Origin of the sequence: Roseovarius sp. CAU 1744 (assembly GCF_039839345.1) — a bacterium.
In the GTDB taxonomy this organism is placed as follows: domain Bacteria; phylum Pseudomonadota; class Alphaproteobacteria; order Rhodobacterales; family Rhodobacteraceae; genus Roseovarius.
Window position 1 is genome coordinate 353,802 of sequence record NZ_JBDOQV010000001.1, and the last position, 20,823, is coordinate 374,624.

A 20,823-nucleotide genomic window follows, 5' to 3' on the forward strand; every position below is an offset into this window, starting at 1 on the left:
GCCGCGGCGGCGGGGGCGTCAGCCGCCGCGCACCGCGTCGATCATGCGCTGCACGTTGTCAGGGTCCGCATCCGGCGTGATCCCGTGCCCCAGGTTGAAGATATGCGGCCCCTTGCGGAACGCCTTGACGATCGCGCGGGTCTCGGTCACCAGCGCCTCGCCGCCGGTGACCATGTGGGACGCGGCCAGGTTGCCCTGCACGCAGCCGTCCTTCTGCACCTGTTCCGCCGCCCAATCGGGGCTGACCGAATTGTCCAGCGCCACGCAATCGGCCCCCGTGGCCGCGTGAAAACCCACGTATTTGTCGCCGGCCTCGCGCGGGAAGGCGATGACCGGGATGCCGGGATGCCGGGTCTTGAGCGCGGCGATGATCTGCCGGGCCGGGGCGGTGGCGTATCTGTCGAAATCCTCACCCCTGAGCGATCCGGCCCAGCTGTCGAAAACCTTGACCACCTCGGCCCCGGCGTCAATCTGGGCAGAAAGGTATTCGATCGTCGCCTCGGTGATCCGCTCCAACAGGGCCTCGAACACCGCGCGGTTCCCTGTCTTGAGCGCATGGGCCGGCCCCTGATCGGGGGTGCCGCGCCCGGCGATCATGTAGGTGGCAACGGTCCAGGGCGCGCCGGCAAAGCCGATCAACGTCGTCTCGGCGGGGAGGGCGCGGGAAAGGTTGCGCACGGTCTGATAGACCGGTGCCAGCGTTTCGTGAATTTCTGCGGTGGGTTTCAGCCCATCAACACCGGCCTGATCCGTGATCGTCGACAGCCGGGGCCCTTCGCCGGTGACGAACCACAGATCGGCGCCAAGCGCCTGCGGCACCAGCAGGATATCGGCAAACAGGATCGCCGCATCGAACCCGTAGCGGCGAATGGGCTGCAGCGTCACCTCGGTTGCCAGATCGCTGTTGTAGCACAGCGACAGGAAGTCACCGGCCTCGGCCCGGGTGGCGCGGTATTCGGGCAGGTAGCGGCCTGCCTGCCGCATCATCCAGATCGGCGGTACATCCTGTACCTCACCCGCTAGCGCCCTCAGAATTGTCTTTTGCCCGGCCATGCCATTCCTCCGTTGTCAGCGTGTCGTCGCCCCGACGGCGGGGGATGTCAACCGGTCTGTCTTGCAACACCCGAAACCGGGGGCTAGACCATGCCCATGACGTTGAACCTTCCCTCCCCGGCACAACCGATGAAACTGGGTACGCGCGGCTCTCCGCTGGCGCTGGCGCAGGCATATGAAACGCGCGACCGCCTGTCGGCGGCATTTGATCTGCCGGGGGAGGCGTTCGAGATCGTGGTGATCAAGACCACGGGCGACAACCGCGCCATGATCGACGCGGACCGTCCGCTGAAGGAGATCGGCGGCAAGGGGCTTTTCACGCGCGAGATCGAAGAGGCGCTATCATCGGCTGCCATCGACATCGCGATACATTCGATGAAGGACATGCCGGTGCTGCAGCCGGCCGGTTTGGTGATTGACTGCTACCTGCCCCGCGAGGATGTGCGCGACGCGTTTGTCTCGCCCTCGGTGAAGTCGCTGGGCGATCTGGCCGAAGGGGCCAAGGTCGGCACGTCATCGCTGCGGCGCAAGGCCCAGGTTCTGGTGGCCAATCCGCATCTGCAGGTGGTCGAATTCCGGGGCAACGTGCAGACCCGGCTGAAGAAACTGGAGGATGGCGTGGCGGCCGGAACCTTCCTTGCGATGGCCGGGCTGAACCGGCTGGGCCAAGCCGAGGTCGCGACCGCTGCGATCGAGCCGGACGAGATGCTGCCCGCGGTGGCGCAAGGGGCCATCGGCATCGAAAGGCGGCAGGCTGACCACCGCGCCGCCGAAATGCTGTCGGCGATCCATGATGTTGAGACCGGGCAGCGCCTTGCCGCCGAACGCGCCTTTCTGGCCGCGCTGGACGGTTCCTGCGAAACCCCGATTGCCGGGTTGGCGGACCTTGCGGGCGGTACCCTGCGGTTGCGCGGTGAAATCCTGCGCCCCGATGGCAGCGAGAGCCTGAGCGATGACCGCACCGCGCCCATCGAGGACGGCGCCGAACTGGGCCGGGCAATGGCCGCGACACTCTTGAACGAAGCCGGGGATGGGTTCTTTGACTGGCGTCTGTGATCGGATCCGGCGGCGATGACGATGACCGTCTTCCTCGTGGTGATCGGGGCAGCGCTGCTGCATGCGTTCTGGAATGCCCTGCTGAAATCGGGCGCGGACAAATTCGTGGGGATGAGCGCGGTCATGATGGGGCAGGCGCCCTTGGCCGTGATCGCGATCATGGCGTTTCCGCCGCCCGCCATCGAATGTCTGCCCTACCTTCTGGCCGGGGTGGCGCTGCACCTGGGTTATCAGGTGTTTCTGACCCTGTCCTACCGGATCGGTGATCTCAGTCAGGTCTATCCCATCGCGCGGGGTGTGGCACCATTGATCGTGGCGGCCGTTTCCGTGGGGTTTCTGGGCGTCGACCTGGTGCTGCCGGAAATCCTTGGCGTCACCACCATCGGCATTGGCATTCTCAGCCTGGCGCTGGTGCGCCGTCACGGGGGGCAGCGCAACCTCGAGGCGGCGGGACTTGCGCTGCTGACCGGATGTTTCATCGCCGCCTATTCGCTGGTCGACGGGCTGGGCGCGCGGGTCTCTGGGTCGCCCGTCGGGTTCTATGGCTGGCTGGCCGTCGGCTCGACCATCGGGTTCACCACCTCGATGCTGTTCTGGCGGCCGCAGATCGTGCGCGAGGCGCTGGCCACGCAGAAATTGCGCGGACTGGTGGGCGGCAGCGCGTCGTTTGTCGCCTTCGCGCTGGTTATCTGGGCCTTCACCAAGGCGCCGATTGCCCTGGTCACGGCGTTGCGCGAAACCAGCATCATTTTCGCGCTGTTGATCGGAGTATTCTTGCTCAGGGAGCGTCTTGACCTGGTCAAGCTTCTGTCAACCATGCTGACCTTGGCAGGCGCCGTCCTGCTGAGGTTTGCACGCCATCTTTGATAAGCTCCACTTGCCACGGGCGCGCGATCTGCAACCGCCTTCTTCGCTTTAGTTAACAGTAGTTTGCGCGTGAACGGGCTGTTCTTCACGCGATTCTGGCGCTAAACAAACCTTCCAACTGGCCCTATCAGAAATCGCGATTCTGACCACTGATATCAATTGGAAAAGCGGCGTTCGCGCCCCTGTGAATTTTGGCCCGGGCTTCCCCCCGGGCTTTAACCGATGGAGAACCGACATGGACGGCAAAGTTCTGGACAATGACATCAGCAAGATCGTGGAGGCCGACCGCGCCCATGTCTGGCACCACCTGATCCAGCACCAACCCTTCACCGGGCCTGATCCGAAATCCGATCCGCGGATCATCGTCGAAGGCCGCGGGATGCGCGTCTGGGATCAGAAGGGCAAGGAGCATCTCGATGCGGTCTCGGGCGGGGTCTGGACGGTGAACGTGGGCTATGGCCGCGAGCGGATCGCCAATGCCGTGCGCGACCAGCTGATCAAGCTGCCCTATTTCGCAGGTTCCGCCGGGTCGATCCCCGGCGCGATGTTCTCGGAAAAGCTGATTTCGAAGATGCCGGGACTGAGCCGTGTCTACTATACCAACTCGGGATCCGAGGCGAACGAGAAGGCGTTCAAGATGGTCCGCCAGATCGCGCACAAGCGCTACGGCGGCAAGAAGCACAAGATCCTTTTCCGCGAACGCGATTACCACGGCACCACCATCACCGCGCTGTCGGCCGGTGGTCAGCCCGAGCGCGGCGCCCAATACGGCCCCTATACGCCGGGTTTCGTCGAGGTGCCGCATTGCCTGGAATACCGCGCCCAATGGGATCTGAGCGGTGAGGAATACGGGATTGCCGCCGCCAACGCGATCGAAGAGGTGATCCTGCGCGAAGGCCCCGACACGGTGGGTGCGCTCTGCCTTGAGCCGGTGACGGCTGGGGGCGGCGTGATTGTCCCGCCCGAGGGCTACTGGCCGCGCGTGCAGGAGATTTGCCGCAAATACGACATCCTGCTGCATATCGACGAGGTCGTCTGCGGTGTCGGTCGCACCGGCACCTGGTTCGGCTACCAGCATTATGGTGTCGAACCCGATTTCGTGACCATGGCCAAGGGCGTGGCCTCAGGCTATGCGGCGATTGCCTGCTGCGTCACCAACGAGAAGGTGTTCGAACTGTTCCGCGACGACGCCGCCGATCCGCTGAATTATTTCCGCGATATCTCGACCTTTGGCGGCTGCACCGCCGGTCCGGCGGCGGCGCTGGAGAACATGACCATCATCGAGGAGGAGAACCTGCTCGAGAACACCGTCGCGATGGGCGATTACATGCTTGATCAGCTGGCGGCGCTTCAGGACAAGCACAAGGTCATCGGTGAGGTGCGCGGCAAGGGCCTGTTCCTGGGGGCCGAACTGGTGGCCGACCGATCAACCAAGGAACCGGTGGACGAGAAACTGGCGCAGGCCGTCGTGGCGGACTGCAATGCGCAGGGCGTGATCATCGGCGTGACAAACCGTTCGCTGCCGGGATTCAACAACACGCTCTGCTACAGCCCCGCGCTGATCGCCACCAGGGACGACATCGACGAAATCGTCGCGGCGACCGACAAGGCGCTGACCAAGGTATTCGGCTAAACGCCGATTGGCACCCACCCCGCGGCGGCAATCTTGGGGTGGGTGAAACTGCGGCGCGACCCCGGAGCGGCCATTGAACCTTGCGCTACAACGCGGTCATTGCCGCGGCATGGGCGCGCGTCGGCAATGCGCGGCGCCCTTCGGGCTTGAGTACGTGCAAGGCAAAACGCGCAAGGTCCGCTTTGGGCTCAAAGCCACCCGTCTGACGGCAAGACTCGCGCCCCGATCTCTGGGACAGTGGCGCAGAGAGGTCAGAAGGATTGCGTCGTGTAATCCACCTCGTCGGGGTAGAGCGTGTCTTCGATTGATGTGGTGTGTACCTTGACCAGCTTTCCGCCCTCGACCCGGCTGATGTATTGGTGGCCAAAGACCTGGTGGGTCTTGCCGTTGAAGATCTTGGCGCCCTGCGGGTGGGCCTGGCTTTCGGGCATGTCGGTCATCGCCTCGACCGCTTCAATCAGCTTGGCGCGGTCATCCGGCCCCTGATATCCCGCGGTTTCCATGCCCGCCTTGATCACATGCAGGGTTTCCCAGCAGCCGAACATATGGGCGTAGGTCGACACATCCGTCGGATCGCTGACCGACGCGCCGTTTTCATCCACGCCCACGGCGACGCGGTAGAACTTGTCATGCTCGCTCTGATCGGGCTGTGCGTTGCGCGGGTTGCCCTCCCAGAAATAGGTGCCTTCGAGGAATTCAAGGCCGGGGCTGGAGATGTCCACCGCCTCCAGGCTGTCGATGAACCCGAACATCTCGGGGCGGCTTGGCCCGAAGAATTCGCCCAGTTCCTTGACAAATGTCAGCACGGCGGGGCCGACCATGACGTGATAGAGCACCTCGGTCTCGCGCGGGATTTTCGGGAAATACTTGGTGAACGAGGTCTCGGTCGGCGGAATGGCGATATGTTCCAGCACTTCGCCGCCCTGCGCCTCGATCGCCGCGGTGAAGAAATCGCGGTGGTCATGGCCAAAGGCGAAATCCGGGAAAACCATCGTGACCTTCTTGCCGAGGTTTTCCGCCACATAGGGCGCCATTGCCTGGACCTGGCTTTTCACATCGGTGATGCCGGGCTGAAGCGTGTAGCGGTTGAGCATTCCGCTGGCGACGTGATGGCCTTCGGACACCACGAAATAGGGCAGCTTCAGCTCTCCGGCGCGGGGTGACGAGCCGATCACCACATGGGAAAACAGCGTGCCGAACCCTACGTCGCAGCCGTGCTGGTTGGCGAATTTCTCGACCACTTCAGCGCCGCGCTTGGGGTCGGTGCCGTCATCCTCGGCCACGATCTCGACCATGCGGCCATTGATGCCGCCGCCCTCGTTGATGAGCTTCACGGCGGCCTGCGTGGTCCGGTCATACCAGCGGCCATAGGCGGCGCCGATGCCGGTGCGGTGCACCTGGAAACCGATCTTGACCGGTTCCGCGGTCTGCGCATGGGTATAGCGCGCCCACATCGGCAGGCTGGCCGCCGCCGCGCCCGCCGCAAGCGTCCCGAGCGCCCCGCGGCGCGTGGTCGATTTGGTCATGTCCTCAGTCTCCCTGTCTGAGTGCCGGGCACGTGCTGCGCCCCGTTTGGCAGGGAGTTTGCGAAGTGGGGCGCGAATTGTCCAGCGGATTCAGGCCTCATAACCCGCGCGGCGATGCCAGCAGCCAGAGACCGAAACAGGTGTAAAGTACCATGAAGATGGCCAGGGGCGCCTGTGACAGGGCGGCGCGGCGGGCGGTGGCAAGCGCATGTAGCGCCAGCGCATGCGCCAGCAGGATGGCGATCACATGGCCGATCACCACCGCACCCGCCTGGCTCAGCCAGATCGTGCGCACGGTCGCCTGGGTGTTGAAAAACCCGGTGGTCACGTAGAACTGGCCGAGCCCCAGCAGATCGGCACCGCGGGCCAGCGGATCACTGATGGCCTTGAGCGCATATTGCCCGTCAACCAGGAAGCTGGTCAGGTAATGCGCCACGTGATAGCCCAGAGCGATTGGCAGGATCGACGGCGCGAACAGGCAAAAGGCGGCGCCGAACCCGATCTGCGCCCGGGCGATCCGCAACCCCAGCCAGATGCACAGGCCATAGGCCGCGATCAGCGCGGCATTGGCGGCGATCAGGCCCAGGATCGTCTGCCGGACCACGGCGCTGCGGCCGGGAAACTCCAGCGGGTTGATACCCAGCACGCCCAGCCACCAGAAGGTCTCGTTCAGCCCGTCGAAACAGCCGGTGCCCAGCAGGATCAGGATGAAGACCGCAAGGCCTGGGGCTACGTGCGGGCGGGCCATGACCTTCCATCCCGGCAGGCCGATCGACAGGTTCTTGCCACGCCGGCCCAGCAGGCCCATCCGCGCATAGCTGCGCATCAGGATGGTCAGCGCCTCGGCCCGGATCAGCCAGCGGGGGCCGAAAAGGACAACGCCCAGCAAGGTTGCGTACCAGTATCCGCCCGTGAACATGGCCAGCCGCGCCGGATCGGCGGGGGCGGGGTCGGCCAGCAGCAGCACGGCGAACCCAAGGAAGATCGCGATGCCGGGGACATATCCCAGCCGGCGCGGGTAACGCCAGACGGCGCGCATCCCGGTCAACCGCGCCAACAGCGCCGCCGGGCCGGTCCACGGATTGGTCCAGCGCCAGTGATTTCCAATCAGCCCCTGCAGGGACACCAGCCCGACCCACCAGACCGTCCAGACGAATAGCGGCAGTGCATTGGTCAGCGGGTCGCGCGGGCCTTCGACCCCCAGCCAGACCAGCGCCGCCAATACCAGCGCCGCCACACAGCTGGTGACATGATGCAGCGGCAGCCCGATACGCGGCAGGACCGGCCAGGACGTGAAGATCCCGCGCACCCACCGCGCCGGCATCAGCGCCAGCAACAGGACGGTCAGCGCAACGCTGGCCACCCCGGCGGCAATATATACATCCGTCGGCAACAGCAGCACAAACCCCTGCTCGGAGGCATGCGCCAGCGCAAATCCCGGCAGCAGCAGGCAGGTTATCAGAATGCAAACTCTCATCACGTCCCTTTTGCGCCCGACATTACCGGTCTGGCGCGGCGGGGAAAGAGAGAACCGCGCCGTTCAGGCCGCAGACATGAAAAGGGCCGGCGCGCGCAGCACCGGCCCGTTCCGTAAGTGTTGTAGCGGATCAGGTGTATTTCTTGATCTCACCCGATTTCAGACGGCTCAGGTAACTTTCCAGCTCGGCCTTGACGATCGGCATCAGGAAGTAGAGGCCGAAGACGTTCACCACCGCCATGGCAAAGATCGCCGCATCCGAGAAGTCGATGACCGGGCCAAGGTTGGCCGCCGCCCCGATGATCACGAAGATGCAGAAGATGATCTTGAATACCAGTTCCTTGGTGTGCCCTTCGCCGAACAGGTAGGTCCAGGCCTTGAGCCCGTAATAGGACCAGCTGATCATGGTCGAGAAGGCAAACAGGATCACCGCCAAGGCCAGGATATAGGGGAACCAGCTGAAGGCCGAGGCGAAGGCCGCCGAGGTCAGGCTGACGCCGGTATTGCCGTCGACGGTCTGCAGCATGCCGCCTTCGGTGGCGATGTAGAGGCCGGTTTCCGGATCGGTCACAAGCTGGCCCGAGATGATGATCACCAGCGCGGTCATGGTGCAGATCACGACCGTGTCGATGAACGGCTCCAGCAGCGACACGAAGCCTTCGGTGATCGGCTCCTTGGTCCGCACCGCCGAGTGGGCGATCGCGGCCGAGCCAACGCCCGCCTCGTTCGAGAAGGCGGCGCGCTTGAAGCCCTGGATCAGGGCGCCGACCATGCCACCGGCAACGCCGAGGCCGGTGAAGGCACCTTCGAAGATCTGGCCGAAGGCCCAGCCGATCTTGTCGGCGTTCATCGCGATGATGACCAGCGCCGCGGCCACGTACATGACGCCCATGAAGGGCACGACCTTTTCGGTCACCTTGGCAATGGATTTCAGGCCGCCGACGATCACCGCAAAGACGACCCCGGCGAAAAGCACCCCGGTGATCCAGCCGGGATATTCGCCAACGATGCCGGAAATTTGCTGGTGCGCCTGGTTGGCCTGGAACATGTTGCCGCCACCAAGTGCGCCGAGGATACAGAAGATCGAGAACATCACCGCCAGGATTTTGCCGCCGGGAATGCCGCGTTCGGCAAAGCCCTTGGTCAGGTAATACATCGGTCCGCCCGAGACGGTACCGTCCTCGTATTCGTTGCGGTATTTCACGCCCAGCGTACATTCGGTGAATTTCGAGGCCATGCCCATGAGGCCCGCGAGGATCATCCAGAACGTGGCGCCCGGCCCACCGATGCCCACGGCAACCGCCACGCCGGCGATGTTGCCCAGGCCCACCGTGCCCGACAGCGCCGTGGCAAGCGCCTGGAAGTGGCTGACTTCACCGGCGTCGTTGGGATCCGAGTAGTCGCCCTTGACCAGCGAGATCGAATGCCCGAAGGCGCGGAACTGGATGAAGGCGAAATAAAGCGTGAAGACCGTGGCGGCCACCACAAGCCAGGCCACGATCCATGGGAAGGATGTGCCCGGAAACGGGCTGAAGATGAAGCTGACGAACCAGCCGGTCGAGTTGGCGAACATCTCGTTCACCCGCTCGTCGATGCCCCCGTCCTGGGCCCATGCCGGGGCGCTGGTCAGTGCCAGCGCGGCGGCGGCGTTCGCCGCATATTTTAGGTTGCGATACATGTGACTATCCCTGTTTGGTTTTTTCTTATGGCACGATCGTGCACGGCACTGGCGCGACCTGTGCCAGCGAGCTTGCGACGGAGCCAAAGACGCGCGCGCCAATACTGGTCTCGCCGTCCCTGCCAATCACGATCTGGGTTGCGTTGGTGTCCGAACAGATGGCCGCCAGCGTATTGGCGATATGGCCGTATCTGATTTCTGTCTCGACCTTCACGCCATCCTCGGAGATACGGGCAACCGCCGGGTCCATCAGCGCTTCCTTGGCGCGCGCCAGTTCCTCGTTGCGGCGTTTATGCCGTTCTTCGAGTTCCTGCGGCGTCAGGAACGAATACGGCGACCATTCCAGAACATGGGCAAGCAGAACGCTACCGCCCTCTTTTTTGGCACGTTCGACAGCAAAATTGAGCGCCCTGTCGGACGCCGCACTACCGTCGTAACCAACGACTAGTTTTTCGGACATTACATCCTCCATGTTGTTCAGCACCCTTGCTGGCGCTACCTGACAATACCACAGGTTGCGCCACAAAAAACCTTGAACCAAGTTGTCATTTGGGAAAATTTTGGAAATAGTATCGTCTTGAAGCCAAAAATCAGGAAATTTTCCGATGGATCGACTGGACTATCGCATTCTTTCTATCCTGCAAAAAGACGGTCAAATTCCGATGAACCGCCTCTCGGAAAAGGTCGGCCTGTCGCTTTCGGCCTGTCATCGGCGCGTCAAGCTGATGGAGGCGAGCGGGGCGATTTCCAATTATGCCGCCGTGGTCGATCGCAGGTCCGTCGGGCTGGAATTGCAGGTTTTCATCGAGGTCAAGCTGACCTCGCATTACAAACAGGATCAGACCGCCTTTGAAGAGAAGATCAAGGCGATGCCGGATGTGCTGGAATGCCACCTGATTTCGGGCGAATTCGACTATCTCATGCGTGTGGCGGTCCGGAACCCTTCGGATTACGAGGATTTCTACCGCAACCGCCTGTCGCAGATCCCCTCCGTGGCCCAGGTCAAGACGCTGCTCAGCCTGTCCGCGCTCAAGGAATTCAGGGGATATAACCTTGAGGCCCTTCTGGAACAGTGACCGGGTGTGCGGCGCGCGCCGTCCGTGCCCTCTTAGGCAAACCCCGCGCCGCTGCAGGCCAGGCAGCGGCGTGTCTTGGTGCCGAAACAACCCTCGCAGCGGCCGAATTTCGGACCGCCACGTGCATCGCGGCCCTGGATGACCTCGCCCTTGCCATTGCAGATCTGGCAGGGTGCACGGCCGGTCCCGTGACAACGATGGCACTTCCGCTTTTCATGCGGCATCTGTCTCTTGCGGGGGGTGTGGCTCTCCATGCGGGTGACCGAAAACCTTTCCAGATCGCAGGTGGGGCGTGTTGGAAACCTATCTGAGCACAAGTTTGTGAATAAGTCACTCTTTCCTGCCACGGAGGAAGGTCGCGTGTGACATTTTTCAGGCAGTGCCCCAGCCTCCGCCGCCCGGTGTCTCCATGCCGAACACCGCCCCGGGCGGCAGGTCGATCTCTCCGTTGCCCGGCATCTCGCGGATCTCGCCATCCGGCATTTCGGCCCAGTTGCGGCCAACCTTGCCCGGGCGTCCGCCGTCACCGCCGAAGGGCGCGACGATCCTGTGGTTGCTCAGCGTGGTGACGGTAACCGGGGCCAGGAACCGCAGGCGCCGGATCAGCCCGTGACCGCCACGCCATTTTCCCGCCCCGCCCGAGCCGTCGCGGATCGTGAAATCTTCCAGGCGCACGGGAAAGCGTTTTTCCAGCACTTCGGGGTCGGTCATGCGGGTGTTGGTCATATGGCTCTGCACCGCGTCGCAGCCCTGAAAGCCGGGGCCCGCGCCGGTGCCGCCGGCGATGGTCTCGTAATTCTGGAAATCGTCGTTGCCCCAGACGAAATTGTTCATCGTCGCCTGTGACCCTGCGATCACGCCAAGCGCACCATAAAGCGCGTTACAGGTGGCCTGGCTTACCTCGGTATTGCCGGAGATTACCGCCGCCGGATAGACCGGGTTGAGCATCGAGCCATCGGGCACGATCACCTTCAGCGGGGTCAGGCAGCCCTGGTTAAGCGGTATGTCGGCCCCTACCATGGTGCGGAACACATAGAGCACCACCGCGTAGGCGATGGATTTGGGCGCGTTGTAATTGCCCGAATGCTGTTCCGACGTGCCGGTGAAATCGATCACGGCCTCGCGGTTTTTGCGGTCCACCGTGACCGTCACCTCGATCACCGCGCCGTGGTCCATGCGGTACGTGAACTGCCCGTCGCGCATCCGGTCGATTACCCGGCGCACGCTTTCCTCGGCATTCAACTGCACATGGCCCATATAGGCACGCACCACGTCCAGCCCGTAATTGTCCACCACCTTCAGCAGTTCCTGCCGCCCGGTCTCGTTCGCCGCCACCTGCGCCTTGAGGTCGGCCATGTTCTGGCTGATGGTCCGGCAGGGGTACTTGCCAGAGGCCAGCAGCTTCTCGGCCATCTCCTCAAGCAATGTGCCGCGATCCACCAGTTTGACATTGTCGATCAGCACCCCCTCTTCCTCGATATGGGTGCTGTCGGGCGGGGCGCTGCCGGGGGTGCGCCCGCCGATATCGGCATGGTGCCCGCGCGAACCCAGCCAGAAGACCGGCCTGTCGCCGACGAATACCGGGGTGATCACGGTCACGTCCGGCAGGTGCGTGCCGCCGTTATAGGGCGAATTCAGCATATAGGCGTCCCCCGGCGCGGCATCGGGATTGAGCCGCATGATCGTTTTGACCGCGTCCGCCATCGAACCCAGATGCACCGGCACATGCGGTGCGTTGGCCACAAGGTCGCCTTGGTCGTCGAAGATCGCGCAGGAGAAATCGTAGCGCTCCTTGATGTTCACCGACCAAGAGGTATTGGCCAGCGTCGCGCCCATCTGATCGGCCACCGACATGAAGAGGTTGTTGAACACCTCCAGCAGGACCGGGTCGGCCTCGGTTCCCGCCGCGCGGTCGCGTTGCTTGGCCGTGACCCGTTCCAGGATCAGGTTGCCCATTTCATCGACCCTCGCGGCCCAGCCGGGTTCGATCACGTTGGTGCCGGTGGCTTCGGTGATCACCGCCGGGCCGTTAACCCGCGCGGCCGGGTCCAGCCTGTCCCGGTCATAAAGCGACACGTCGCGCCAGCCGCCATCGGCATACATCGGGATCAGCGCCACCGGCTCTCCGTCGCCAGAGGGCAGGGCGGGGCTGGGCGCCTGGCCGGTTTGGCCCACCGCTTCGACGCTCAGCATGTCGAAGAGAACGGCGCGTTCGGGCGAGTGGAAACCGAAGCGCCGCTGATGCGCGGCCTCGAATTCTTGGCGCATGCTGTCGGGCGCGCCAAAGGACACGTCCAGCGGCTGGTGCGAGCCGTCATACCGCAGATGCGCACGTTTCAGCACCGTTATGTCGTCGATCCCCTGACCTGCGACTTCGCTGCGCGCCTCCTCCGCGATCCGGGTCAGCGCGGTTTCAGCTTCCTCTACCGCGTGCAGCGGCGCATCCATCTGCACTTCGCGCAGGGCGCGGATCTCGGCCAGACCCATGCCATAGGCGGAAAGCACGCCGGCATGGGGGTGGATCAGCACCTTGGTCATGCCAAGCGCATCCGCTACAAGGCAGGCGTGCTGCCCGCCCGCGCCGCCAAAGCTTTGCAAGGTGTACCCGGTCACGTCATGGCCGCGCTGCACGCTGATTTTCTTGATCGCGTTGGCCATGTTGTCGACGGCAATGCGCAGAAACCCTTCGGCCATTTCCTCGGGCGCGCGGGGCTCTTCGCCGGTGGCCTGCGCCACGTCCTGCGCCAGCGCGGCGAATTTATCGCGCACCACGTCGGCATCGAGCGGCTGGTCGCCTTCGGGGCCGAAAACCGCCGGAAAGTGATCGGGGTTGAGCTTGCCCAGCATGACGTTGCAGTCGGTCACCGCCAGCGGCCCGCCGCGCCGGTAGCAGGCCGGGCCGGGATCGGCGCCGGCGCTTTCTGGGCCGACTTGGAACCGCCCGTCCTCGAACTTGCAGATGCTGCCGCCGCCCGCCGCGACCGTATGAATATCCATCATCGGCGCGCGCATCCGCACACCCGCCACCTCGGTTTCGAAGCTGCGCTCATACTCGCCCGCGTAATGGCTGACATCGGTCGAGGTACCGCCCATGTCGAAACCGATCAACCGGTCGTGGCCTGCCGCCTCGCCGGTCTTGACCATGCCGACGATGCCGCCTGCCGGGCCTGACAGGATCGCATCCTTGCCCTGAAACAGCTGCGCATCGGTCAGCCCGCCGGAAGACTGCATGAACAGCAGCGCATTGCAGGCCCGGCCCATGTCCAGCGCCCCCGCCACCTGATCGACATAGCGGCGCAGGATGGGCGACAGGTAGGCGTCGACCACCGTCGTGTCGCCGCGCCCCACCAGCTTGGCCAGACGGCTGACCTGATGGCTGGCGGTGACCTGGGTGAATCCGATCTCGGCGGCCATCTCGGCCACGCGTTTCTCATGCGCCGGGTTCAGATAGGCGTGCAGCCCCGCGATGGCCACGGCGCGAATGCCCTTGTCATGGGCGGCCTGCAGCACCGCCCGCGCCGCATCCTTATCCAGTGCATCGACAACCTCACCCTTGGCATCCAGCCGTTCGTCCAGCTCCGCCACCTCTTCGTAAAGCAGGTCGGGCCGCTTGATCTCAAGATCAAAGAGTCGCGGCCGGGTCTGATACCCGATCAGCAGCAGATCGCGGAAACCCTTGGTGATCAGCAAGAGCACCCGTTCACCCTTGCGCTCCAGCAGCGCGTTGGTGGCCACGGTCGTCCCCATCTTGACCGCGCGGATCGCGCCATCGGCAAAAGCGCCCGTCACCCCCATCACCTCACGAATGCCCTGCACGGCGGCATCGCGGTACCGTTCGGGATTTTCCGACAAGAGCTTGTGAGTATGCACCGCGCCCTCGGGATCAAGGGCGACGATATCGGTGAAGGTTCCGCCCCGGTCGATCCAGAATTCCCATTCTCCGCGCATGGCTGCCCCCGATGTTGATGCGCGCTCACGTTTGGCGCGGGTAAGCAAAATGTCAACGCCAGCAGCATTGATCTTGGCGCCGGTTTTTGCGCATATGATGCCAGCCAGAGGAGCACAGTCATGGACCTGCGCAAGATCACCGACGATTTCACCGTTTCACCGCAGATCGAGGCCACGGACATCCCCGCCATCGTCGCGGCGGGCTTCCGGTCTGTCCTGTGCAATCGCCCGGACGGCGAAGAGCCGGACCAGTGCTGTTTCGATGACGTGTCGCAGGCCGCAAAGGATGCCGGGCTCGAGGTGCGCTCGGTGCCGATTTCCTCGGGTTACGTGCGCCCCGAGGATCTGGAGGCATTCAAGGACGCGCTGGATCAGATGCCGCGCCCGGTGCTGGCCTACTGCCGCAGCGGCACACGCTGCACGATGCTGTGGACGCTGGCGCAATACGGCCAGATCGCCCCCGAGGAAATCCTCAACCTGACCGGCAAGGCGGGCTATGACATGTCGGGCATCGTTCAACAGCTTTCGCAGCGATAGACGCCAATGGCCGATGCGCGCTGGATCGCGATAGGGCGCGATGCGGGTGGCGCCCGTGCCATTCTGCTGGAGGGCGACAGGGTGCTTGCCGGGGTCCGGGCCGAAACCGAGGCGGCGGCGCTGGCGCAGATTGACGCCGGTCCGGCGGTGCAGGTGCGTATTGGTGAGGGCGCGCCCGACGTGACCCCCTGTAGCGTGACGCCGCAAGCCGGGCATTGCGTGCCGGTCGTGACCCAGGATCAGCCCGCCGATGTGCTGGGCGGGTGGACGCGTCTGTGGGTCGCCGGATTTCTGGCGCGTCATGACAACTGGGATGGCGTTCTCTGCGTGCAGGATGGCGATGTAACCCACTGGGTGCATGTCAGCGCCGGGGAAATCGTCAGCTTCGCCAGTTTTCTGACGCTGCGGCTGGTGGCGGCATTGGGTGGCGGCGACAGGCCGGACCCGGACGCGATGGCCGACAGTCAAAGCCGGCCCGAAAGGCTGGCAGGACATCTGCGGCAGGCCGAGATCGCCGGCCGCCCAGATGCCACGACCGGCCACCTGATCGGGGCCGAGCTTGCCGCCGCGCGGGTCTATTGGCTGGGCCAGCAGGTTGGCGTGATCGCACCCGGCGGAAACGGCGCGCCCCATGTGGCGGCGCTCTCGGCCCAGAATGTACCGGTCACCGTGCACACCCCCGACGAGCTGACCCCCGGCGGTTTGGCCGCCCTGGCCGGGGCATGGGGCATGGGCGTCCCCGACCCACACTGATAACCGACCCGCGCGCGGGTGTAACGGCCGGTCAATCGAGTATTTCCGGAACGGTGAAACACAGGCGCGCCCTTTCATCGTTCCCGAAATACTCACGCCGGAGGCATGGGGGCTGCGCGCCCCTTAGGATTCGGGAAAGCTGATCTGAAACATGGCCCCCGACTGGCACGGCACCAGGCGGATCGTTCCGCCGGCGGCCTGCAGCATGGTCTGGACGATGGCCAGCCCCATGCCGGTGCCGCCCGCGCCGCGCCTTGTGGTGAAGAACGGATCGAACACCCGGTTGCGATTGCCCGCGGCAACCCCGGATCCGTTGTCATGGGCCTGAAAGCCCTCGGCCGTCGGCCGAAGGTCAAGACGGTCGGCGCCATGTGCCTTGGCATTGCTTGCCAGATGGCCAAGGATCACCAGCAGGGCCTGCCGGTCGATCGGCAACACGGCGTCACCCTCAAGTCCGATCCGTAGCCCAGTATCCCGGTGCGCCTGTGCGATCACCTCCGACAGATTGCACGGCCCGGGCCCCACCGGATCGCGCGCCGCCGCCAGTCGGCGCAGCGCATCGAGCTGTTCCTGCATCCGGCCGGTTGCGGTCAGGATGGTCCGGGTCAGCCGCGCGCGATCCTCGGGCACCAGATCACCCTGCAGCAGCTCAGCCGCGCCCCTGATGCTGGTCAGCGGTGATTTCAGCTCGTGCGTGACGTGGTTGGAGAAGGCGCGCAGCCCGGCCTCGCGATTGTTCAGCGTGGCGCCCATATCGGCCACGGCCCGGCCCAGTTCGGTAATTTCGGGCGTGCCGAAATGCGGCGGCAAGGGTGCGTCCTCGCGGCCCTCGCGGACGGCATTGGCATGGGCGGTCAGCGCCGTGACCGGGCGCAGAACCAGCCGCCACAGCAGATACCCCAGGATCGCCGTGGCGATCACCGCCATCCAGAAGATCAGCCAGGCGGTTTCGCCCCAGCCCAGGATATTGCCCGCCAGCCTGAAATAGGCGATGCCCACCAGGGGCAGGCATAACACGACGGCCAGCGTGCCGCCGATGACCAGTGCCAGTGGCGGCCGCCATTTCTGCCTTATCCGCCCCGGCATGGGCCCATCCGAACGCCGACGCCGTGCACGGTCTCGATGGCGCCGTCGCAGCCCGCCGCGGCCAGCTTGGCGCGCAGGTTTCGCAGATGGCTGTCCAGCGTCCGGTCCGAGACATGGATCGACGGCCCATAGACTGCATCGACCAGCTGCGCCTTGGTTGCCACGTGGTCGGGCCGCGCCATCAGGTGGCTCAGCAGCGCCATTTCGCGGTTGGTGAGGGTCACGGTCCGGCCCGCAACCCGGCACAGGTGCCGTCCCGCATCCAGCGTCAGCGCGCCCCGGGTCAATTGCCGTTCGCCCGCCGCGATGCCGGGCCCGGCCCGTTTCAGGATCGCGCGGATGCGGGCGACCAGTTCGCGCGGCGAAAACGGTTTGGTCACGTAGTCGTCGCCACCCAGTTCCAGCCCCAGCACGCGGTCGATTTCGTCATCGCGGGCGGTCAGGAACAGGATCGGTGTGTCCTGTTCGGGCCTGAGCTCGCGGCAAAGCTCCAGCCCGTCCATCTCGGGCAGGCCGATATCCAGCACGATCAGGTCGGCGCTGCCGCGCCGCGCCTTGGCCAGCCCCTCGGCCCCGTCGCCGGCCTCGGCCACGTCGAAACCCGCCTGTTTCAACGCGATCCGCAGCACGTCACGGATCTGCGGATCGTCATCGATAATCAGGATCTTGGACATGGATCAGAGCGACGTGCCTTGTTGCGCGGACACCTCAAGGCTACGCAAGTCACGCGCCGCGTGGAAGGCCAAATCGCCCATTTCACCGCAGGCCATGGGTACCCCTGGCAGGTCCGGCGTTGTGGCCCACGGCCCCTGCGAGAGGGCGATCAGGGTACCAAGCAGCAGCGCATGGAGGGCGTAGCGCCGGGGATTCTGCGCGGCGCGCGGCGGGTTTGCGGCGACCCGTGCGGGAGCGATCGGGCCAAGCCACCAGCCGTCTTGTCTGAGGGATGAAGGAACGCCGCGCAGAATGCAGGTTTTCATGGGAGTGGTCCTTTATTGCCTTGCCTGTTTGAGACTAGCAATAAAGCGCGCCCGTGCAGTCGCCCCCGAGCAGTTGTGCAGTTTTTGCGCAGATTGATAGTGTATGTCTGCTTTGCAGGACGAAGCTGCCTTTCGTTGCAGCTGCTCCGAGGTTTGGTTTGGGTGGAATGCGGAGATTAAAGACTAGCGACATTATGAGATCCGTGTATTTGTTTTAGCGAGCGGTAATCCTCTGGGGAATGCCGGTGTAGATGGGGCAAGTGACGATGATACGGATATTCTTGGCGATGCTCTTTGGGTTCACCGCCATTTCCGCTTCGGCCCAGACGGGCGAACCGCCGATCGTAACCCACATGACGTCAAGCGTCCCGCTGTTCGAGGTATCCCATCCCAACGTGGTCGCGCCGCTCTCGGACCTCCTGCCGCTTGCCGCCTGCTGCAACCCCACTCGGTACAGAACCGGGATGCCCTGGTATGTCGCCGGCAACGGCCGGGAACTCGTATCCGAAAACGGCGACCGTCTCCTGATCCTGCGGCCGGATGATCCCGACCTGCGCCGCGACGGTCGCGCCGAGGCCCAACCGATGCTGATCGCGCAGATTACCGACCAGGATACTGGCCTCAGCACCTACCTGTTCTTCAGCCCCTACATCCCTAGCCGTCCGCCCGAAACCGCGGATGAACGCGAATTGCTCGGCGGCCTGACCTGGATTGCGCTCTACCGTCTCGACCGGCGCTCGGGGATGACGGTCGCAGACATCTCGACTGGCAGCCTGGCCAACCTGTCCGGGGCGCTGACCGACAACGTGTTGGGGATGTTTGTCGGGGACGGCAGATTCGCCTGGGCCGATCCGCACCGCCGCCTGTCCGACGGGCGCTACCTGATCGAAGCGATCCCCGATGCCAACCTGCGTGCCGACGCGGAGGCCGCCGACCGCGCCGCCAACCGCGAGGAGTTCAACCTCGTGTTCCGGGCGATGAACCGCTACTGGGTCGAAGACTGCAATGTCGCTTCGGTCCTGCGGCAGGTCGTGGATACCGGGACGGTCTTCACGCTTCTCGGTCAGTCCTACCGCGCCGACAACGGCGCCTGCCGGGTCGATGGCCCGACCCTAACGGCGTGGTTCTCGGTCGAGTCCGTCGATCGCAGCCGCTGCGATTTCGCCGCCGCCTCCGGCACCTGTCATACGACCATGGTGCTCGGCTGCCGAACCCATATCGGCATCGGCCAGGAGATCGACGCGATCTGCCCCTATTTCCGCGTCCCGCAGCCGGTGCAGATCACCCACGAGACCCGCGACGGGGAACTGCGCATTCTCAACATCCGCTCGTTGGCCGACTGACCCCACGGTACGGTCCGAATCGACGCACTCAGTCTGCGCGCCTGCCGGGCGATAATCGGCGCTCGAGGGTCCGGCGAATTGCTTCCCATCGCGGATGTCGCGGAGATCATCTCGTTCTGATCCTGGCAAACTTCCTAATTCGCCGTCTTGAAGGCTTTGCTTTCCTTGAAGTCGAAATAAGACTCGTAAACTCATTGCTAGGCGAATACGGGTATAGCGCCATCCAAGCTCAAAAATCGCGTGGCGTATTTGCAATTGGCATTTTGAATAGCGGCCATTTGCTCCGATCGCAGCATACGAAGCTATGGGCTCGATTCAGACATTGGCTTTTTGTGAGATCAGGCGTTGGCAATTAGCATGCGGCTGGTTGTGTCGCGTCTTGCTCGGCAGCGACGAGGCGCTCGATCATGCGCTGGTCGATGCCGCCCATCACGGCGGTGCGGCCGATGACCATTGCGGGGGTGCCGAAGAAACCGAAGCGCTGCGCGACGGCGGAGGAGAGCGCGAGCCGGCTCAGGACCGGCTTGCCGGTCATGTCCCGCAGCAGGCGGGCGCCATCGATCCCGGCCTCGTCGGCCAATTGCCGCAGATAGGGTGGGTTCGGCACCGCTTGCGCGCCCATCAGGCGCTTGTGGAACACATCATAGGCGCCCTGTTCGCGCGCCGCCAGGGCCGCGCGCGCCGCGATGTCGGAGATTTGGCCCAAGAGCGGCAATTCGTGCCAATTGACCCGGATGCCACCCGCGTTCTCCATCGCGGCCAGCATCGGGCTGAGCTTGCGGCAATAGATGCAGCGGTAATCGGTGAAGTAAGCAACCTGAACCCGGGAGGGGTCCGGCGCGGGGCCGAAGAGCGCGGTGCAGACGGCCGAATTCGCCAGGCGCACCGAGAACCCGTTTTCGCTGTCGGCGCCGCGGATACCGATCAGCGCGGTCGCCCCGCCCGACACAGGCCCGCCCTCGACCCGGCGGAAACCGGGCAGGTCCGTGATCGGTTCAAAAACCAGGTCCGGTTCGGTCAGGCGCCGAAGCAGCCCCGCACCGCCATAGGCCGCGCCGACCAGGGCCGCGAACCCCGCCAGCCGGAACAGGCCGCGGCGGGTCGTGGTCTTTGGCAGCTGCTTTTGCGGTGGCATGAATATCCTTTGGCCAAACGTCCGGCGAGTCAGTTCGCGTGAAACCAGCTCAGCGACAAGCTGACCGCGTAGGGTGTGGGAGTCCAGATGCCGAAATCTTCTCCTGCGGCCCGCAACATGTCTGACACCCAGGTATTGCAGGTCCGTAGCGCGTCAAACCGTCCACGCGCCTGGAAAAACCGGTCGGTTTCGGCCAGACCCTGCCGGCCTATGGGCAAGAGGTCACCGGCGCTGTCGGTCTCAAAGCTGCCTTTGATGGCGGTCAGGAGCTGCGTGTAGCGTGTTTCGGACAACGTCAATTCCTGAACTGGCAGCCCGGGTGGCAGCCTGCCCGCGACATCTATCCGCAGCACCGAGGTATCTCCGGTAAAGCTGCGCCAGAGAACCGGCAGCCTGACATCCCTGTAGCGTCCGGTTGATGTGTAGAATTCCCGCGCGCCCCAGCCGACCACCAGCCAGTGCATGGCGGGATCATTCACCGGGATCCCGTGCGTTTGTAGCTGAGAGAACTGCGCGCGCGCCCGATCCGTAAGGGGCAGAAGAAAGTCATAGTGAATCGGACCGGCAATCAGCAAAACCCTGAGCGGCGCGCCACGATCCGGCACGTTGGCGTGTTTTCCGGGGATCAGGGCGCCTGCCACAGCCGCCAGCATATAGATCAGCACGACAGCAACC

18 protein-coding genes are annotated in these 20,823 nt (G+C 64.3%); 7 read left to right on the forward strand and 11 right to left on the reverse strand.

Annotation, left to right across the window (positions count from 1 at the left end; translation table 11 throughout):
- Window positions 1–18: 18 nt before the first annotated feature.
- Window positions 19–1,053 carry a uroporphyrinogen decarboxylase gene (hemE, locus tag AAFO92_RS01785; protein WP_347532815.1) on the reverse strand — a complete coding sequence of 345 codons (1,035 nt, stop codon included), beginning with the start codon at window positions 1,051–1,053 and terminating at the stop codon, window positions 19–21.
- A gap of 96 nt (window positions 1,054–1,149) precedes the next feature.
- On the opposite strand from hemE, the gene hemC reads away from it, so the two are divergent.
- The 3 genes from hemC to AAFO92_RS01800 all read left to right on the forward strand — a co-directional run bounded on the left by hemC (window position 1,150) and on the right by AAFO92_RS01800 (window position 4,609).
- A complete protein-coding gene (gene hemC / locus AAFO92_RS01790) occupies window positions 1,150–2,109 on the forward strand; it encodes a hydroxymethylbilane synthase (RefSeq protein ID WP_347532816.1) in 960 nt (319 codons plus the stop codon).
- A gap of 15 nt (window positions 2,110–2,124) precedes the next feature.
- Window positions 2,125–2,976 (forward strand): DMT family transporter, encoded by an 852-nt coding sequence (locus AAFO92_RS01795; RefSeq protein WP_347532819.1) that lies wholly within the window; start codon window positions 2,125–2,127, stop codon window positions 2,974–2,976.
- Window positions 2,977–3,211: 235 nt separating this feature from the next.
- Window positions 3,212–4,609: an aminotransferase class III-fold pyridoxal phosphate-dependent enzyme gene (locus tag AAFO92_RS01800; RefSeq protein ID WP_347532821.1), complete on the forward strand. Its 1,398-nt coding sequence runs from the start codon at window positions 3,212–3,214 to the stop codon at window positions 4,607–4,609.
- A 251-nt stretch (window positions 4,610–4,860) separates the two neighbouring features.
- Here the strand turns inward: AAFO92_RS01800 and AAFO92_RS01805 are convergent, their stop codons facing one another.
- The 4 genes from AAFO92_RS01805 to AAFO92_RS01820 all read right to left on the reverse strand — a co-directional run bounded on the left by AAFO92_RS01805 (window position 4,861) and on the right by AAFO92_RS01820 (window position 9,750).
- Window positions 4,861–6,135 (reverse strand): ABC transporter substrate-binding protein, encoded by a 1,275-nt coding sequence (locus tag AAFO92_RS01805; RefSeq protein WP_347532823.1) that lies wholly within the window; start codon window positions 6,133–6,135, stop codon window positions 4,861–4,863.
- Window positions 6,136–6,232: 97 nt separating this feature from the next.
- Window positions 6,233–7,612 carry a hypothetical protein gene (locus AAFO92_RS01810; protein ID WP_347532825.1) on the reverse strand — a complete coding sequence of 460 codons (1,380 nt, stop codon included), beginning with the start codon at window positions 7,610–7,612 and terminating at the stop codon, window positions 6,233–6,235.
- Between the two features lie 130 nt (window positions 7,613–7,742).
- A complete protein-coding gene (locus tag AAFO92_RS01815) occupies window positions 7,743–9,290 on the reverse strand; it encodes an alanine/glycine:cation symporter family protein (RefSeq protein WP_347532827.1) in 1,548 nt (515 codons plus the stop codon).
- Between the two features lie 25 nt (window positions 9,291–9,315).
- Window positions 9,316–9,750: a universal stress protein gene (locus tag AAFO92_RS01820; RefSeq protein WP_347532829.1), complete on the reverse strand. Its 435-nt coding sequence runs from the start codon at window positions 9,748–9,750 to the stop codon at window positions 9,316–9,318.
- Window positions 9,751–9,895: 145 nt separating this feature from the next.
- Here AAFO92_RS01820 and AAFO92_RS01825 point away from each other — a divergent pair, with 145 nt between their 5' ends.
- Complete coding sequence (locus tag AAFO92_RS01825; RefSeq protein ID WP_347532831.1) at window positions 9,896–10,366, forward strand: Lrp/AsnC family transcriptional regulator; 471 nt, start codon at window positions 9,896–9,898, stop codon at window positions 10,364–10,366.
- 372 nt (window positions 10,367–10,738) lie between these two features.
- Here AAFO92_RS01825 and AAFO92_RS01830 read toward each other — a convergent pair whose 3' ends face one another.
- A complete protein-coding gene (locus AAFO92_RS01830) occupies window positions 10,739–14,314 on the reverse strand; it encodes a hydantoinase B/oxoprolinase family protein (protein ID WP_347532833.1) in 3,576 nt (1,191 codons plus the stop codon).
- A gap of 120 nt (window positions 14,315–14,434) precedes the next feature.
- Here AAFO92_RS01830 and AAFO92_RS01835 point away from each other — a divergent pair, with 120 nt between their 5' ends.
- Together AAFO92_RS01835 and AAFO92_RS01840 are read left to right on the forward strand one after the other, a co-directional pair.
- Window positions 14,435–14,851, forward strand: coding sequence for a TIGR01244 family sulfur transferase (locus AAFO92_RS01835; protein WP_347532834.1), 417 nt, complete (start codon window positions 14,435–14,437; stop codon window positions 14,849–14,851).
- Between the two features lie 6 nt (window positions 14,852–14,857).
- Window positions 14,858–15,604: a 2-dehydro-3-deoxygalactonokinase gene (locus tag AAFO92_RS01840; protein ID WP_347532836.1), complete on the forward strand. Its 747-nt coding sequence runs from the start codon at window positions 14,858–14,860 to the stop codon at window positions 15,602–15,604.
- A gap of 123 nt (window positions 15,605–15,727) precedes the next feature.
- Here AAFO92_RS01840 and AAFO92_RS01845 read toward each other — a convergent pair whose 3' ends face one another.
- Genes AAFO92_RS01845 through AAFO92_RS01855 form a run of 3 tightly spaced genes read right to left on the reverse strand, consistent with a single transcriptional unit; the run spans window position 15,728 to window position 17,670 of the window.
- A complete protein-coding gene (locus AAFO92_RS01845; RefSeq protein ID WP_347532838.1) occupies window positions 15,728–16,690 on the reverse strand; it encodes a histidine kinase dimerization/phospho-acceptor domain-containing protein in 963 nt (320 codons plus the stop codon).
- Window positions 16,675–17,364, reverse strand: a complete 690-nt coding sequence (locus AAFO92_RS01850; protein WP_347532840.1) for a response regulator transcription factor — start codon at window positions 17,362–17,364, stop codon at window positions 16,675–16,677. The genes AAFO92_RS01845 and AAFO92_RS01850 overlap by 16 nt, the downstream gene beginning before the upstream one ends.
- A 3-nt stretch (window positions 17,365–17,367) precedes the next feature.
- Window positions 17,368–17,670 (reverse strand): hypothetical protein, encoded by a 303-nt coding sequence (locus AAFO92_RS01855; RefSeq protein WP_347532842.1) that lies wholly within the window; start codon window positions 17,668–17,670, stop codon window positions 17,368–17,370.
- Window positions 17,671–17,936: 266 nt separating this feature from the next.
- Between AAFO92_RS01855 and AAFO92_RS01860 the strand changes: the two genes are divergently transcribed.
- On the forward strand, window positions 17,937–19,013 hold the full coding sequence (locus tag AAFO92_RS01860) for a hypothetical protein (RefSeq protein ID WP_347532843.1): 1,077 nt from the start codon (window positions 17,937–17,939) through the stop codon (window positions 19,011–19,013).
- A 352-nt stretch (window positions 19,014–19,365) separates the two neighbouring features.
- Here AAFO92_RS01860 and AAFO92_RS01865 read toward each other — a convergent pair whose 3' ends face one another.
- Both AAFO92_RS01865 and AAFO92_RS01870 read right to left on the reverse strand, forming a co-directional pair.
- Window positions 19,366–20,148, reverse strand: coding sequence for a DsbA family protein (locus tag AAFO92_RS01865; RefSeq protein WP_347532845.1), 783 nt, complete (start codon window positions 20,146–20,148; stop codon window positions 19,366–19,368).
- Between the two features lie 29 nt (window positions 20,149–20,177).
- On the reverse strand, window positions 20,178–20,813 hold the full coding sequence (locus AAFO92_RS01870; protein ID WP_347532847.1) for a TIGR02117 family protein: 636 nt from the start codon (window positions 20,811–20,813) through the stop codon (window positions 20,178–20,180).
- Between the last annotated feature and the right edge of the window lie 10 nt (window positions 20,814–20,823).